This window comes from Kitasatospora sp. NPDC043950 (assembly GCF_056435345.1).
On record NZ_JBWKER010000044.1, the window covers coordinates 1 to 15,554 of the forward strand.

The following is a 15,554-nucleotide window of genomic DNA, read 5'->3' on the forward strand; positions in this document are numbered from 1 at the left end:
CCCACTGCCGTGTGCGGGGATCAGCCCTTGCGGGCCTTCACCTCGGCGGTCAGCTGCGGCAGCACGGCGAACAGGTCGCCGACCACGCCGTAGTCCGCCAGCTCGAAGATCGGGGCCTCCGGGTCCTTGTTGACGGCCACGATGGTCTTCGAGGTCTGCATGCCCGCCCGGTGCTGGATGGCGCCGGAGATGCCGTTGGCCACGTACAGCTGCGGCGAGACCTGCTTGCCGGTCTGGCCGACCTGGTTGCTGTGCGGGTACCAGCCCGCGTCGACGGCGGCACGCGAGGCGCCGACGGCCGCGCCCAGCACGTCCGCGAGCTCCTCGACGACGCCGAAGCCGGCCGCCTCACCGACGCCACGGCCGCCCGAGACCACGATCGCGGCCTCGGTCAGCTCCGGACGGCCGGTCGAGACCCGCGGGGTGCGCGAGGTGACCTTGGCCGCGTTGCCGGTGAACTCCACCGCCACGTTCTCCACCGCGCCCGCGCCCGCAACGGCCTCGGGGGCCACCGCGTTCGGCTTGACGGTGATGACCGGCACGCCGTTGCTGACGCGCGAGTCGACGGTGTACGAGGCGGCGAACACCGACTGGGTGGCGATCGGGCCGCTGTCGCCCGCACGCAGGTCGATGGCGTCGGTGATGATGCCGGAGCCCAGCCGCAGTGCGACGCGGGCGGCGACCTCCTTGCCCTCGCCGGAGGAGGTGACCAGGACGGCGGCGGCGTCGTTGGCCTTGGCGATCTGGGTAAGGGCGTCCACCTTCGGGACGACCAGCTGGTCGGTGAACTCCGCGCCGTCGGCGACGTACACCTTGGCCGCGCCGTACTCGGCGGCCTTGGCCGCGAGGTCGGCGGCGGCACCGGCGCCGGCGCCGAGCACGACCGCGGACGGCTCGCCGATCCGGCGGGCCAGGGTCAGCAGTTCGAGGGCCGGCTTGCGGACCGCACCGTCGGCGTGGTCCACCAGGACGAGAATCTCAGCCATTGCTCAATGTCTCCGTGTTTCGCTGTGGCAGGGGGTGGGTGGCTCGGCCGGGCCGGCTCAGATGAACTTCTGGTCGGCGAGGAAGCCGGCGAGCTGCCTGCCGCCCTCGCCCTCGTCCTTGACGACCGTGCCCGCGGTCCGCGCCGGACGCGCCGCCACCGACTCCACCGCCGTCCACGCACCCGCCAGACCGACCTCGTCGGCCTCGATGCCCAGATCGTCCAGATCCAGCGACTGGACCGGCTTCTTCTTCGCCGCCATGATCCCCTTGAACGACGGGTACCGGGCCTCACCCGACTGGTCCGTCACCGACACCACCGCCGGCAGCGCCGCCTCCACCAGCTCCGTCGCCGCGTCACCGTCACGACGGCCCCGCACCACACCGCCCTCGACCGACACCTCCGACAGCAGCGTCACCTGCGCCACACCGAGGCGCTCCGCCAGCAGCGCCGGCAGCACACCCATCGAACCGTCCGTCGACGCCATCCCACCGATCACCAGGTCGAACCCGGTCTTCTCCAGCGCCTTCGCCAGCACCGCCGACGTCCCGATCACATCCGAACCGTGGATGTCCTCGTCGTTCACGTGCACGGCCTTGTCCGCACCCATCGACAGCGCCTTGCGCAGCGCGTCCTTCGCGTCGTCCGGCCCGACCGTCAGCACCGTCACCTCGGCGCCCTCGTTCGCCGCCGCGATCCGCAGCGCCTGCTCCACGCCGTACTCGTCGAGCTCCGACAGGAGGCCGTCCACACCCTCCCGGTCGGTGGTGTGGTCGTCCGCGAACCGACGGTCACCCGTCGCGTCCGGCACGTACTTCACACAGACGACGATCCTCAAGCTCATGAGTGGTTCTCCTGTCACGGTCGCGCTGGTCGATGGCCTCACGTCATGCCGAGGGTACTGAGTGCCAATCCCGGCCCGGCCGCGCCCTGCGCGCCGTGGGCGCCACCTGGACCGGCATACCGTGTCGGCGCTCTTCGACTGGTGTCGGAGGCTCCGTGAAGAGGATACGGCACTCAGTACCCCTGGTAAAGGAACTCAGTACCCTTCCCGGTGTGTGCTGGGCCTCAGGACGCCCTCAGGCGGCCAGCACCACGGCGGCCTCTCCCGTGTAGACGCGGAAGGTGAGGGACTCCTGGAGGTAGAGCCGCACGGTGTCGGCGTCGTGGGAGAGGTAGCCGACGGAGACGTCCTGGCCGAGGAAGAGTTCGAAGTCGCCGCCCCGGGTGGACAGGAGGAGCGCGCCCTCGATGGCGGGGGCCCAGATGATGTCCCCGTCGAGGAGGCGGGCGAGGTGGTTGTGGACGGGGTAGCCGTGGTCGCTGGTCTCGTTGACGGCGGTGAAGGTGTCCGCGCCGAGCAGGAGCGAGTAGGGGCCGCCGACGCCGGCCAGGCGCAGCGCGGTGAGGGCGCGGCTGACCGCCTCGGGGTACTCGCGGACGTCCTCGGGGAGCTGGACCGGCGGGTTGGTGGAGCCGGCTCGGATGCCCTCGATGGCGGCGGCGCGGTAGCCCTCGAAGACGGCGCGGTCCTCGGCGAGGGCGATGGTGCGGGCGGCGTCCTTCACCGGCTGCCAGTCGGAGTCGCGGGAGCCGCGCTCGACGTCGTCGACGGCCTCGCGGCGGACGGTGAAGGGGACGCGCAGCTCGACCACCGGCTGGGCGGCGCGGGCGTGGGCCTGGACGCCGTCGGCGGGCGGTTCGATGCCGGTCAGGTGGCCGGTGCCGACGGCGGCGAGGGTGGAGCCGTCGGGGCCGTTCAGGTCGACCACGCGGCGGCCGGCGATGTGGAGCTTGAAGGTCTGGCGGGCCTCCTCCTCGATCTCCGCCCAGGCTGCGGCGGAGACGGGGGCGAGGTCGCGGTGCAGGTTGTTCATGGTGCGGGTCCTTGTCGGGAGGTCCGGTTCAGGGCGTGCCGCGCAGGCTGCCGATGCCGAGTGAGCCGGTCGCGGGGGGAGTACTCGGCGCGGGTGGAGCGGGCGGCGCGGGCGGCGCCGACCGCACCGGGGGCGCCGATGGCGCGGGCGGCGGGGCGTCGAGGAAGTCGGCGGTCGGGACGAAGAACAGCGAGCCGGTGGCGGCGGTGGAGAAGTCGAGCAGCCGGTCGGTGGTGCCGGGCGGGCGGCCCACGAACATGTTGCGCAGCATCTCCTCGGTCACCTCGGGATCGCGCGCGTAGCCGATGAAGTAGGTGCCGAACTCGCCGCCGCGGTCGAACGAGCCGAAGGCCATGTTGTAGCGGACGATCTTCCGTTCCTCGCCGTCCGGCCCGGTCACGGTGCTGAGCGCGACGTGCGAGTCGGCCGGTTTGACGGCGTCGTCGAGCTCGATGTCGGTGAGCTTGGTGCGGCCGACCGCCCGCTCCTGGTCCTCGACGCTCAGCGCGTTCCACGCGTCCAGGTCGTGCAGGTACTTCTGGACGATGACGTAGCTGCCGCCGGTGAAGTCCGGGTCCTCGGCGCCGACCACGGCGGCGGTCTCGGCGGCCCGGCCCTCGGGGTTCTCGGTGCCGTCGACGAAGCCGAGCAGGTCCCGGTCGTCGAAGTACTTGAAGCCCTGGACGGAGTCCACCACGGTGGCCGCCCCGGCCAGCCGGCCGGTGAGCTGGCCGGCCAGCTCGAAGCAGAGGTCCATCCGGGCGGCCCGCAGGTGCAGCAGCAGGTCACCGGGGGTGGCCGGGGCCCGGTGACGGGTGCCGGCCACCTCCCGGAAGGGGTGCAGGCCGGCCGGCCTGGGGCCGTCGAAGAGCCGGTCCCAGGCGTCCGAGCCGACGCCGGTGACGCAGGTGAGGCCCCCCTCGGGGACCCGGAAGCCGACCGCGCGGCGCAGCCCGGCGAGGTCGGGCAGCAGGTCGCGGACGGCGTCCTCGCCGCCGGGCTCGACGGTGAGGACCAGGAAGACCGCCGCGCTGGTCAGCGGGGAGAGCACGGCTTGCGGTTCGGCCTGCATGGCGAGGGTTCCTCCACGGTGGCGCGGGAGGCCGGGCGGCGTCCCGCTCATGGCCGGTGGTCAGCGTGCCGCGGCTGCCGCCGACCGGGCGGGCCGACGGTGTGACGGACCAGCGGCGTGACGGACCAACGGACATCTGATCATGCGTACGATTACACCCCATAGCGGACCATTCGGCGCGGGCGGCACTCCCCCGAACGGCCCTCCCGGACGCGCCGTCCGCCGAGGCCGTTCGGGGGCGCCCGCGGCCGGTGGGCACGCGGAAGGGGTGGACGCGCCGTCACGCGCCCGCCCCTTCCACCCCGGCTGTCAGACCCGCAGGGCCGCCAGCTGCTCGGCGAACGGCACCACCTGTTCGGGCAGCGCCGGCGCCGCCGGGCCGCGGCCGGCCAGCAGTGCCGCCAGTTCGCCCGCCGCGCGGTCGATCCGGCCCGGGAGGCCGTCGGTGAGCCCGTCCCCCGCCGTGCCCCAGTCGTCGGTGGCCGCGTAGACGGCGGTCGGCACCACCACCGCGCGCAGGTAGCTGAACAGTGGCCGGACGGCGTGCTCCAGGGCGAGCGAGTGCCGGGGCGTGCCGCCGGTGGCGGCGATCAGCACCGGCTTGCCGGTGAGCGCGTCGTGGTCGACCAGGTCGAAGAAGGACTTGAACAGGCCGCTGTAGGAGGCGGTGAAGATCGGTGTCACCGCGATCACCGCGTCCGCCCCGGTCACCGCGTCGATCGCCCCGCGCAGCGCCGCGCCGGGGAAGCCGGTGACGAAGTGGTGGGCGATCTCCGTGGCCAGGTCGCGCAGTTCGACCACCGTGACGTCCACCTGCCGTCCGTCATCGGACAGTTGACGGATCGTCGATTCGGAGAGGCGGTGGGCCAGCAGCCGGGTCGAGGACGGCTTGCTCAGCCCGGCGCTCACCACCACCAGCCGGTACGCGCTCACTTGGCCACCTCCACGATCTCCCCGTCGGCGGACTTCCCGTCGGCGGACTCCTCGTCGCGGGCCGCGACCCGCGCGGCGTGCGTCGGCCCGTCCGGCACCGCGGCCGGGCGGTTCCTGGCGAACTCCTCGCGCAGCACCGGTACGACCTCCTCGCCGAGCAGGTCCAGCTGCTCCAGCACGGTCTTCAGCGGCAGGCCGGCGTGGTCCATCAGGAACAGCTGGCGCTGGTAGTCGCCGAAGGACTCGCGGAAGGCCAGCGTCTTCTCGATGACCTCCTGCGGGCTGCCCACGGTCAGCGGGGTCTGCTCGGTGAACTCCTCCAGCGAGGGCCCGTGCCCGTACACCGGCGCGTTGTCGAAGTACGGGCGGAACTCCCGCACCGCGTCCTGCGAGTTGCGCCGCATGAACACCTGCCCGCCGAGGCCGACGTACGCCTGCTCGGGCGTGCCGTGGCCGTAGTGGGCGTAGCGCTCGCGGTAGAGGGCGATCAGCTTCTGGAAGTGCTCCTTGGGCCAGAAGATGTTGTTCGCGAAGAAGCCGTCCCCGTAGTAGGCGGCCTGTTCGGCGATCTCCGGGCTGCGGATCGAGCCGTGCCAGACGAACGGCGCGACGCCGTCCAGCGGGCGCGGGGTGGAGGTGAAGGACTGCAGCGGGGTGCGGAAGCGGCCCTGCCAGTCCACCACCTCCTCGCGCCACAGCTGGTGCAGCAGCGCGTAGTTCTCGATCGCGAGCGGGATGCCCTGGCGGATGTCCTTGCCGAACCACGGGTAGACCGGGCCGGTGTTGCCGCGGCCCATCATGAGGTCCACCCGGCCGTCGGCGAGGTGCTGGAGCATCGCGAAGTCCTCGGCGATCTTCACCGGGTCGTTGGTGGTGATCAGCGTGGTCGAGGTGGAGAGGATGATGCGGTCGGTCTGCGCGGCGATGTAGCCGAGCATGGTCGTCGGCGAGGACGGGACGAACGGCGGGTTGTGGTGCTCGCCGGTCGCGAAGACGTCGAGGCCGACCTCCTCGGCCTTGCGCGCGATGGCCACCATGGCCTTGATCCGCTCGTGCTCGCTCGGGGTGCGGCCGGTGGTCGGGTCGGGGGTGACGTCGCCGACGGTGAAGATTCCGAACTGCATGCTGCTCACCACACTCCAGGTCGGCCCCTCGCCCGGGCGCTCGGGGCGCACGGGGCTCTCGGGGCAGATCGTTAAACTTTCAACCACCTTAGCACCCGGGTGCGGATCGTTATTCCCGCCCACAATTGAGGGGGGGCTCCGGAAGGGCGGCGAACCGATGGCGACGTACATCGCGGTGAGCGCGCTGAGCCACGAGGGCCTGGTGCGGCAGCACAACGAGGACAGCCTCACGGTCGGGCCGTGGACACTCTGCGCCACCGTGACCGGCAACCCGCAGACCCTGCTGTTCCCGCTCGGCCCGCCCTGCGTGGTCGCCGTGGCGGACGGCCTGGGCGGCCACCCCGGCGGCGAGGTCGCCAGCGCCCTGGTGGCCCGCCGGCTGGCCGCCGACGGCACCGGACTGGACGGCGAGGAGGCCGTCCGGGAGGAACTCCAGGAGTGCAACCGGGCGGTGTACGCGGCCGCCGCCGGCGAACCCGAGCTGGCCGCGATGGGCACCACGGTGGCCGGCCTGGTACTGCTGCCCGACCGGGCGGTGGCCTTCAACGTGGGCGACAGCCGGGTCTACCAGGTCACCCCGGACGGGCTGCGCCGGGTGAGCGTGGACGACAGCCCGCCGCTGCCGCCCGGCCGGCGCACCACCTCGGTGGTCACCCAGACCCTGGGCGGCTCGCTCGGACTGACCTTCGTCGAGCCGCACGTGCGCGCCGCACCGCTGGCCGCCGGCGACCGCTACCTGGTGTGCAGCGACGGCCTGACCGACCCGGTGCCGGAGGAGGAGCTGGCCGCGCTGCTCGCCCGGCCGCACGACGGCTCCGACCGCGCCGACGGGAGGGCCGCGTTCGAGCTCTGGAAGGCGGCGATCGCGGCCGGCGGGCCGGACAACATCACCCTGGCGCTGGTCCGGATCGGCGAATAGGCCCTGTCACCGACCTCCGTGGTCAGTACACCTGGCCGCCGACGGGAACGGACCCGCCCCGGCGGGGCGCCGAAGCGCTCCGCCGGGGCGGTCACCTGTCCGTGTTCGGTCGCTCGACGAGCGTCCGGTCAGAGTTCGCTCGTGACGCTCACCCCGCTGAAGCCCTGCTGGGCGTAGAGGCTGAAGTAGACGTAGCCGGCCGGCGGGTTGGTGATCGTCAGGGTCTCGGAGTTGTCCGGCCCCGCCGAGTGCGCCGTGCTGGCGTCGGTGTACGCCCAGGAGGCCGGGTTGTAGTAGAGGTCGCCGTTGCCGGTGCCGCCGCTGGTGGTGACCTTCACCTGCTTGGTGCCGGCCGGCACCAGGAGGTAGAAGTGCGCGTAGTTGCCGGTGGTCGCCGCGATGTTGCTGCGGGCGCAGTTGGCGTCCAGCTTGCGGATGTCGGTGCCGGCGCACTCCGGCAGCTGCGGCTGGGTGGGCGTGCCACCGCCGGAGGCGCAGGCGCCGTTGGCGCACGCCGTCAGCCAGCTGTCGAAGCCGGCGTCGTAGCGGGTGCCGATGGTGGTCTTGAGCAGGGTGCGGGCGCCGGCCCAGTCGCCCGCGCGGTACTTGGCGAGGACGGAGTCCAGGTCGCCGCGGTGCTGCTCCAGCATGTAGCGGACGGCGAGGTAGCCCCAGCGGTAGACCCGGTCCTGGTCACCGTAGGCGGTGTCGAAGAGGTCGCTCAGCTTGTAGGTGTGCTGGGCGGCCGCCGCGATGGCGGCGTCGTTGGTCACCTTGCGGTACGAGTACGAGATGTACTCGGCGAAGCCCTCGACCCACCAGACGGTCGGGGTGGTCATGCCGGCGTTGAAGTCGCCGTACATGTCGAACCGGCCGTCGAGGTAGTGGGTGTACTCGTGGTTGAGGTTCCAGATCTCGAACGACGGGCGGGCCCACTCGGCCTCGTAGCAGAGGAAGCGCGGCTGGTTGCCGGCCTTGGCCGGGTCGCCCTCCAGGTACATGCCGCCGTTGTTGGTGTCGATGCCGTAGATGGCCGCGGCCAGCACCTGGTAGTCCAAGGAGGAGTGGAAGACCACGACCTCGATCGTGGTGTTGCTGTCGTCCTTGACCGGACCGTTGTCGCGCACCACCGAGTGGAAGTACGCGTCCTGGCCGGTGAGGCTGGTGCAGGCGGTGCCCAGCTGGGTGTTGTCCAGCGCCTGGGCGATCAGCTTGATGCTCGGGCTGCAGGTGTAGTTGACCGTCAGCACGCCCGCCTTGAGCTGGTCGGAGGCGTTGCAGGTGCCGTAGTAGGCGCAGTTGGCGGCGTCGTAGTAGCCGACCCCGTCCGCGACCGCGGCCCACTGGTAGACGGTGCGACCGTTCGGCGCGGACTGCGCGACCAGCGACTTGGCGAGCGGACGGACCTTGGGCTGGAGCGCCGTGTCCTTCAGGAAGCGGGTCAGCTCCTTGGCCGCGTTGTAGACCAGCACGCCGAAGTCGCCGCCGAGCTGGTCGTTGTTGCGGGTCGCGAAGCCGGACAGCGCGTCCAGCACGCTCGGGTCGGCCTCGACCGCCGCGTCGAAGCCGGTCACCTGGTGGCCGCGGAACAGCACCGTGAAGACCGGGTTCACCGCCCAGGCCATGCCGGCCGGGTTCCAGGTGGCGCTGTTGTAGTCGTTCAGCAGCTGCTTGACCACCGGGAGGTAGCGGATGTTCTCCTGCGCGCTGTCGATCAGGGTGACGGCCTCGCCCAGGATGGGCGCGTTGCCCGCGGCGACGTCCCGCACGTGCGCGCCGCCGAAGAAGGCGTCCAGCCCGGAGCGGATCGCCGTCTGGAGGGCGGTGCCGTAGGTGCCGACGTCGTCCTTGTGGTACCACTGCGCGAAGTACCCGGCGCGCAGGTACAGCACCAGTTGCTCGACGGAGGTCGAGTTGTCGCCCGGGTAGCTGCCGGACGCGTCGCGCAGCGCGTACGCCACGGTGGTCATCTGCTCCTCACGGAACGCGCCCCTCGCGTCCGCGCCGGTGAGCTGGAAGAGCCCGTTGATGCACTGGATGTCGGCGGCCTTGATGTGCTGGACCAGGTCGCCGCCCGTCCGGCCGGTGAAGTCGCCGACATTGCAGGGCTGTGCGGCCGCCGCGCCGAGGGCGAAGGCCTTGGCGGTCGGCCGGGCCTCGGCCGGCCGAGTGTCGAGCGGGAGCGGGGCTCGCTGGTCGGCAGAGGCGAACTGCCGGTCGGTGTGGCCGCGTTCGGGGGCGCCGGCGGCGGGCTGCGGCGCCGGTCCGGCGGGGGTGGTGGGGGCGGACGCGCCGCCGCCGGGGGCGGCGGCGGGGGCGGCCTTGCTCTGCGGGGCGAACAGGCCGATCGTCAGGAACATGGTCAGGGCGAGTACTAACAGCCTTGCCAGCTGTGGGAGTCGCAGCAGACGCGCGGAACTCACGTGGGGGCCTCCGGGCCGTCGTCGGCCGCATTGGGGGTGCGGCCGGTGGGGTGGTGAGGACCGTTGGCGACGGCGCCTCGTGGGCGGCTCCGTCGTGCACACGGTGGGGAGTGTGACATGTACCATGGCACACATCACATGACGTTGGATAGCCCCGCTCATGTGAGCGATTGGCGGGGGAACGACGCAGGGGCCGTGATGGCGAATCGCCACCACGGCCCCTGCGTTTGGGGGTTGACGCCCCGCTCGACTACTTCCGCAGCAGCAGGATCACGCCGGCCGTCACCAGGCCGACCAGAACCGCCGCCGCGCCGTACGCCAGCCGGTGCGCGCGCAGCACCGGCAGGAAGCGGTCCACGGCGTAGCGGCCCGGGCCGGTCAGGGCGAGCGCGGCGGCACCCGCCGTGAGGAGCAGCTCGTACTCGCTGCCCTTCGGGGCGAAGAAGCCGCCGCCCCAGGTGACGGCGATCGCGTTGACCATCGTGCCGACGATCGCGGCGCCCGCCAGCGGGGTCAGCAGGCCGACGGCGAGGGCGAGTCCGCCGAGCGTCTCGGTGAGGCCCGCGACCACGGCCATGGCGTTGCCCGCCGGGTAGCCGCTCATGGTGAAGAACTGACCGGTGCCGTCGATCCCGCCGCCGCCGAACCAGCCGAACAGCTTCTGGCTGCCGTGCGCGGCCATGGTCAGGCCGAGGGCCAGGCGCAGGAGCAGGAGTCCGGCGTCGTAGGCGTGCGGGGAGGTCGTCGCGGAGTCGGGGGTCACCCGGCCCGGGAGGACGGTGGTGGTGGGGGCGGTCGTGCTCGGGCTGCTGCTCGGCATGCGCGTCTCCATCGATCGGGATCGGTCGTAGGGGTGTGGTGGCGCGGCCGGGCGGGTCGCCCCGCGACTGTTGTTCAAATTTGAACCGGCCACTCCTCGACCGTACCTTGGAGTTCGAATTTGAACAACTGACGCATCGTGGACAACTCGCGGGCCGGACCCCGCCCGGGGCAGGGTGGAGACATGGCTCAACGCAGGCAGCACCGGCGGACCGCGAAACCCGGCACGCCCTACCCCGAGGCCCTCGCCGCCTTCGGCGAACGCGTCCGGCTGATCACCCCCCGCCAGTGGGACGCCCCCACCCCGTGCGCCGGCTGGTCCGTCCGCGAGCTCGTCAACCACCTCACCGGCGAACAGCTGTGGATCCCCGAACTGCTGATGGGCGCCACCATCTCCGAGGTCGGCGGCCGCTTCGACGGCGACGTCCTCGGCGACGACCCGGTCACCACCTGGACGGAAGCCGCCGACGCCGCCCGGGACGCCTTCGCCGTCCCCGGCGCCACCGAACTCACCGTCCACCTCTCCTTCGGGGACGTCTCCGGGCAGTACTACCTGGACCAGCTCACCACCGACCTGGTCATCCACAGCTGGGACCTCGCCGAAGCCATCGGACGGCACACCCGGCTCCCGGCAGAACTCGTCGACTTCGCCCTCGGCGAGTTCGCCGGCTACGGGGACCTCTCCGGGAGCGGCCTGTTCGACCCGCCCCTGCCCGTCCCCGACGACGCCGGTCCGCAGACCCGCCTGCTCGCCCTCACCGGGCGGCGCGACCGGCCCTGACCTGCGGCGACCGGCGTGGTGCCGGACGCCGGATACTGGAAGGAGCGGGGGCCGCGATCCGTGCGAGAGGCGGGCACGCCATGAGCCGCAGGCCGGACATCCTCGGCGAGTTCACCGCCGACCACCGGGCGGTCACCGAGCTGCTCGACCGGATCGAGCAGGCACCCACCGGCGCCGCCGAGCGCACCGACCTGCTGGCCCGGCTGACCGACCTGCTGTTCACCCACTGCGCGGCCGAGGAGGAACACCTCTTCCCGCTCGTGCAGCACGACGTGCCGGACGGCGGGGCGCTGGTGTTCGGCAGCATCCACGAGCACCTGGCGATCGGGCAGTACCTCTCCGACCTCCAGGGGCTCGGCCCGGCCGACCCGGCCTTCGACACCCTGCTGCGCGGCCTCGCCGACACCCTGCGGCGCCACCTCGCCGTCGAGGAGAAGCAGCTCTTCCCGGCCGCCCGCAAGGCCCTGCCGGCCACCACCCGAGCCGCGCTCGGCGACCGGCTGCGGGCCGAACGCGCGGAAACCGCCGAAGACGCCGAAGACGCCGAGGCCACCGGGCCCGCCGAGGCAGGCACCGCCGAGGCAGGCACCGCCGAGCCGTGAGCCTCAGTTCTTCGGGCTGATCACCGCGAAGCGGCCGCCCTCCCGGTCCTGCAACCGGGCCACCCGCCCGTACGGGGAGTCGAAGGCGGCTCCCACCGCCGAACCGCCCAGCTCCACGGCCCGGGCCAGCGCCCGGTCCGCGTCCGGGACCGCGAAGGACACCTCCCAGTGCGGCGGCAGCCCCGCCGCACCGCCCGCCTGCTCCCTCGCCAGTGCGGCGACGCTGTGGCCCTCCGCCCGCAGCACCACCCGGTCGTGCTCCCAGCGGACGTCGAACCGCTCCGGGTCACGGCCGTCCCAGCGGAACACCTGCCCGTAGAACAGGGCCGCCGCGAACGGGTCCGGCGTGCGCAGCTCGATCCAGACCGGTGCGCCCGGCAGGTCCAGCCGCCGGGCCCGGCCCAGCGGGCCCTCCCAGATGCCGAACACCGCCCCGGCCGGGTCCGCCGCGAAGGCCACCCGCCCGGCGTCGAAGGCCAGCGGGCCCACCGCCAGGGTCGCGCCGCGCTCGCGCACCGCGTCGGCGGCCTCGTCCGCGCTCTCCGTGCCGAAGTAGCTGGTCCACGCCACCGGCATCGCCCAGTCGCTGCCCGCGACCCCCAGCCCGGCCACCGCCTCCCCGCCGGTCACCGCATGCAGGTACGGGCCGAAGCGGTCCGGCCCCGGCTCGAACTCCCAGCCGAGCAGCGGCCCGTAGAACGCCTTCGCCCCCTCCAGGTCCCGGGCCGTCAGGCTCACCCAGCACGGAACGGCCGCCACGCAGCGCACCTCGGCGGTCTCACCGCTGCCCATCGCGGACCTCCTCGCCACCCGGCCGCCGGGCCCCTCCCGACTCCCACGGCCCACCGGCCGCCCGGGACGCCCACAGCCTAGGCCGAAGGGCGTAGCGCGTTCCGGGAGGCATGGCCGGGATCAGCGCACCCAGTTCTTGAGCGGCTCGGTGTCCAGCGAGATCCCCACCGGCTCGGGGAGGTGGACGGTCTTGCCGAACGGGAGGATCTGCGCGGTCTCGTAACGGACGCCGTCGGGCTGGCTGTAGACGGTGACCTCGGCGGAGTCGCGGTCGATCAACAGGTAGACGGGGATGCCGGCCTCCGCATAGGCCCGAGGCTTCTCGACACGGTCCCGCTGATTGGTATCGGAGTCGTAGGAGGTGACCTCGGCGACCATCAGCACGCCGCTGGTCTCGGCCCACTCCGCCGTGCCGACGAAGGCGTCTGCGTGCGCCAACGTGCCGTCCGGGCGGGCAAAACTGCCACGGTAGCCCTGGATCTTCAGCCCCTGATCGTGCAGATAGAGCTCAGGCCGAGCCTGAATGCAGATCCGCAGCAGCCACTGAATCATTCGGCCGTGGTCGCCGCCTGGCACGGGCTTGACCCCCAGCTTCCCGTTGATGAGCTCCGGCCGGATGCGTTCGGCAGTTCGAGCCAGAAGACGAGCGAACTCCTCGAACTCCTCGGGCAGCATCTGCGGGCGGTCGGAGATCGCGGTCACGGGCTTTCCTCCTTCGCCTGGGCACCCTGTGGTGCAACGAACACACCGGCAAGTGGTCACGGGCCATCTGGATTCCGACGATAGCGCCCACCGCCCGGCCCTCCCGGTCACACCAGAGCGGGTAAATGTGACCCAGGTCACATAGAAAGGCGAAATTTCCGGGGAGGGAATCCCCGTTTGGTCTTTCGTAGACAGAAGCGGGGAGAACTTCCCCGGTATCCTGAAGGAGCAGTCGCCGTGACCACCGCCGCCACCGAGCCGGTCCGACCCGTGGAGACCGTCCGTGCGCCCAAGCTGCGCGCTGACGCGACCCGCAACCGGGAGCGGATCGTCCTGGCGGCTCGCGACGCCTTCGTCGAGCACGGCGCGGACGTGCCGCTGGACGAGATCGCGAAGCGGGCCGGGGTCGGCAACGCCACGCTGTACCGGAACTTCCCGGACCGCTCGGCGCTGGTCCGCGAGGTGGCACTGCTCGTCAAGAGCCGTATCCTGGCCCTCGCCGAGACGGCGACGGTCGAGGCGGACGCCCCTGACGGCGTCCCGTTCGACGCCCTGCAGCGGTTCGCGCACGCGACCGTCGCGGAGAAGCTCGGCGCGCTCTGCCCGATGTTCACCAGCCATGTCGACCCGTTCGACCCGGACCTCACCGAGGCCCGCGAGCGTCTGACGGCCGCCGTGGGCGGTCTGATGGAGCGCGCCCGGGCGGCGGGTGAACTGCGGGCGGACGTCGACCACGGTGACCTGTTCATCGCGATCAGCCAGCTGACCCGGCCGCTGCCGGGGACGTCCTGCCAACTGCTCGACGACTTCGTCCACCGGCACCTGCAGCTGTTCCTGGACGGGCTGCGCACGCCGGCCCGTTCGGTGCTGCCCGGCCGGGCCGCAACCTTCGAGGACTTCCAACCCCACCACTGACCCACCAGCGGTACCCCGACCGACCGACCCGCCCTCCGGACCAGGCCGACCACCGGCCCGCCAGGAGCCGATCCCCGCACGCCCCGCACCGACGCCCCGTACGGCGACCAGCCGTCCCCGTACGGCGGTCGACCCTTGTCGCACGCCACGCACCGTGAAGTGAGTACCCCCATGCCTGAAACCGACGCCCGACCGGCGACGCTGCCCGATCCTCGGCGCTGGAAGGCGCTGATATTCATCGGCCTCGCCCAGCTGATGGTCGTCCTGGACGCCACCATCGTGAACATCGCCCTTCCGTCCGCCCAGCGGGACCTGGGCATCTCCGACGGCAACCGCCAGTGGGTGATCACCGCCTACGCGCTGGCCTTCGGCGGCCTGCTGCTGTTCGGCGGCCGGATCGCGGACCTCTGGGGCCGCAAGCGGACCTTCGTGGTCGGCCTGGCCGGCTTCGCCCTCGCCTCCGCGCTCGGCGGCGCCGCGGCCAACACCGCGATGCTGCTCGGCGCCCGCGCCCTCCAGGGCGTGTTCGGCGCACTGCTCGCCCCGGCCGCGCTGTCGCTGCTGGCGGTGACCTTCACCGAGGCCAAGGAGCGCGCCAAGGCCTTCGGTATCTACGGCGCGATCGCCGGTGGCGGTGGCGCGATCGGCCTGATCCTCGGCGGCCTGCTGACCGAGTACATGAACTGGCGCTGGACCTTCTTCGTCAACGTCCCGTTCGCCATCGTCGCCGCCGCGGGCGCCGTCCTGGTGATCCGCGAGCCCGCCGAGGGCCGCAACCGCAACCGGCTGGACGTCCCCGGCGTGCTGCTGGTGACCACCGGCCTGGTCTCGCTGGTGTACGGCTTCACCCGCGCCGAGTCCAGCGGCTGGACGGCCGCCAGCACGCTGGCGCTGTTCGTCGCGGCCGCCGTGCTGCTGACCGCGTTCGTCCTGGTGGAGCGCCGGGTCAAGGCCCCGCTGCTGCCGCTGCGCGTGGTGCTGGACCGCAACCGCGGCGGGGTGTACCTGTCGCTCGGCCTGGCCGTGATCGGCATGTTCGGCCTGTTCCTGTTCCTGACCTACTACCTGCAGCTCGTGCGCGGCTACAGCCCGGTGCTGACCGGCGTCGCGTTCCTGCCGATGGTGGCGGGCATGATCACCGGCTCGACCCAGATCGGCGCCCGGCTGATGACCCGCGTCCCGGCGCGGTTCCTGATGGCCCCCGGCTTCCTGGTCGCCTCGATCGGCATGCTGCTGCTGAGCAACATCGGCCTGGACACCTCCTACCCGATGCTGATCCTGCCCGGCCTGGTCCTGATGGGCCTCGGCATGGGCACCGCGTTCATGCCGGCGATGAGCCTGGCCACGCACGGCGTCCAGCCGCGCGACGCGGGCGTCGCCTCGGCGATGGTCAACACCTCGCAGCAGGTCGGCGGCGCCATCGGCACCGCGCTGCTGAACACCATCGCGGCCAGTGCCACCACCAGTTGGCTGGCCTCGCACGCGGCCGCCGCGGGGGGGGGGGGGGGGGGGGGCGCCCCAAAACTTTAGTTCCCCGGGGGTGGGGGAAGATTCCCAAACACGAGACTGGGTTTCCTCGTGGGGCCGGTGGTTGGCTCCTCGATCCCCCT

The 15,554-nt window shown here is 72.3% G+C and carries 14 protein-coding genes and 1 pseudogene; 5 read left to right on the forward strand and 10 right to left on the reverse strand.

Annotated elements, in window-relative coordinates; genetic code table 11:
- Positions 1 to 20: 20 nt before the first annotated feature.
- The 6 genes from AC07BF_RS26785 to AC07BF_RS26810 form a co-directional block, all read right to left on the reverse strand.
- Positions 21 to 986, reverse strand: a complete 966-nt coding sequence (locus tag AC07BF_RS26785; RefSeq protein WP_478334024.1) for an electron transfer flavoprotein subunit alpha/FixB family protein — start codon at positions 984 to 986, stop codon at positions 21 to 23.
- Positions 987 to 1,043: 57 nt separating this feature from the next.
- Positions 1,044 to 1,829, reverse strand: a complete 786-nt coding sequence (locus tag AC07BF_RS26790) for an electron transfer flavoprotein subunit beta/FixA family protein (RefSeq protein ID WP_363585624.1) — start codon at positions 1,827 to 1,829, stop codon at positions 1,044 to 1,046.
- A gap of 235 nt (positions 1,830 to 2,064) precedes the next feature.
- A complete protein-coding gene (locus AC07BF_RS26795; protein WP_350884446.1) occupies positions 2,065 to 2,862 on the reverse strand; it encodes a family 1 encapsulin nanocompartment shell protein in 798 nt (265 codons plus the stop codon).
- Between the two features lie 28 nt (positions 2,863 to 2,890).
- Positions 2,891 to 3,934 (reverse strand): Dyp-type peroxidase, encoded by a 1,044-nt coding sequence (locus AC07BF_RS26800; RefSeq protein WP_363585625.1) that lies wholly within the window; start codon positions 3,932 to 3,934, stop codon positions 2,891 to 2,893.
- Between the two features lie 309 nt (positions 3,935 to 4,243).
- Entirely contained in the window at positions 4,244 to 4,867 is a 624-nt protein-coding gene (locus AC07BF_RS26805) for an FMN reductase (protein WP_478334025.1), read from the reverse strand.
- The gene (locus tag AC07BF_RS26810) at positions 4,864 to 5,991 is read right to left on the reverse strand and encodes an LLM class flavin-dependent oxidoreductase (RefSeq protein ID WP_478334026.1); all 1,128 of its coding nucleotides are present in this window, start codon (positions 5,989 to 5,991) and stop codon (positions 4,864 to 4,866) included. The genes AC07BF_RS26805 and AC07BF_RS26810 overlap by 4 nt, the downstream gene beginning before the upstream one ends.
- 157 nt (positions 5,992 to 6,148) lie before the next feature.
- Between AC07BF_RS26810 and AC07BF_RS26815 the strand changes: the two genes are divergently transcribed.
- A complete protein-coding gene (locus AC07BF_RS26815; RefSeq protein ID WP_363585628.1) occupies positions 6,149 to 6,910 on the forward strand; it encodes a PP2C family protein-serine/threonine phosphatase in 762 nt (253 codons plus the stop codon).
- Positions 6,911 to 7,038: 128 nt separating this feature from the next.
- Here the strand turns inward: AC07BF_RS26815 and AC07BF_RS26820 are convergent, their stop codons facing one another.
- Both AC07BF_RS26820 and AC07BF_RS26825 read right to left on the reverse strand, forming a co-directional pair.
- Positions 7,039 to 9,270, reverse strand: a complete 2,232-nt coding sequence (locus AC07BF_RS26820) for a M9 family metallopeptidase (RefSeq protein WP_363585629.1) — start codon at positions 9,268 to 9,270, stop codon at positions 7,039 to 7,041.
- Positions 9,271 to 9,583: 313 nt separating this feature from the next.
- Complete coding sequence (locus tag AC07BF_RS26825) at positions 9,584 to 10,153, reverse strand: DoxX family protein (protein ID WP_363585630.1); 570 nt, start codon at positions 10,151 to 10,153, stop codon at positions 9,584 to 9,586.
- A gap of 183 nt (positions 10,154 to 10,336) precedes the next feature.
- Between AC07BF_RS26825 and AC07BF_RS26830 the strand changes: the two genes are divergently transcribed.
- Together AC07BF_RS26830 and AC07BF_RS26835 are read left to right on the forward strand one after the other, a co-directional pair.
- The gene (locus AC07BF_RS26830) at positions 10,337 to 10,933 is read left to right on the forward strand and encodes a TIGR03086 family metal-binding protein (RefSeq protein ID WP_363585631.1); all 597 of its coding nucleotides are present in this window, start codon (positions 10,337 to 10,339) and stop codon (positions 10,931 to 10,933) included.
- Positions 10,934 to 11,013: 80 nt separating this feature from the next.
- Entirely contained in the window at positions 11,014 to 11,535 is a 522-nt protein-coding gene (locus AC07BF_RS26835; protein ID WP_363631380.1) for a hemerythrin domain-containing protein, read from the forward strand.
- Positions 11,536 to 11,538: 3 nt separating this feature from the next.
- Here AC07BF_RS26835 and AC07BF_RS26840 read toward each other — a convergent pair whose 3' ends face one another.
- Positions 11,539 to 12,327 (reverse strand): VOC family protein, encoded by a 789-nt coding sequence (locus AC07BF_RS26840; protein ID WP_363585633.1) that lies wholly within the window; start codon positions 12,325 to 12,327, stop codon positions 11,539 to 11,541.
- 120 nt (positions 12,328 to 12,447) lie between these two features.
- Positions 12,448 to 13,029: a Uma2 family endonuclease gene (locus tag AC07BF_RS26845; RefSeq protein WP_363631382.1), complete on the reverse strand. Its 582-nt coding sequence runs from the start codon at positions 13,027 to 13,029 to the stop codon at positions 12,448 to 12,450.
- A 237-nt stretch (positions 13,030 to 13,266) separates the two neighbouring features.
- Between AC07BF_RS26845 and AC07BF_RS26850 the strand changes: the two genes are divergently transcribed.
- Together AC07BF_RS26850 and AC07BF_RS26855 are read left to right on the forward strand one after the other, a co-directional pair.
- Positions 13,267 to 13,944 carry a TetR/AcrR family transcriptional regulator gene (locus AC07BF_RS26850; protein ID WP_363585635.1) on the forward strand — a complete coding sequence of 226 codons (678 nt, stop codon included), beginning with the start codon at positions 13,267 to 13,269 and terminating at the stop codon, positions 13,942 to 13,944.
- Positions 13,945 to 14,115: 171 nt separating this feature from the next.
- Positions 14,116 to 15,438 (forward strand): annotated as a pseudogene (locus AC07BF_RS26855) (MFS transporter); the annotation flags it as partial.
- Between the last annotated feature and the right edge of the window lie 116 nt (positions 15,439 to 15,554).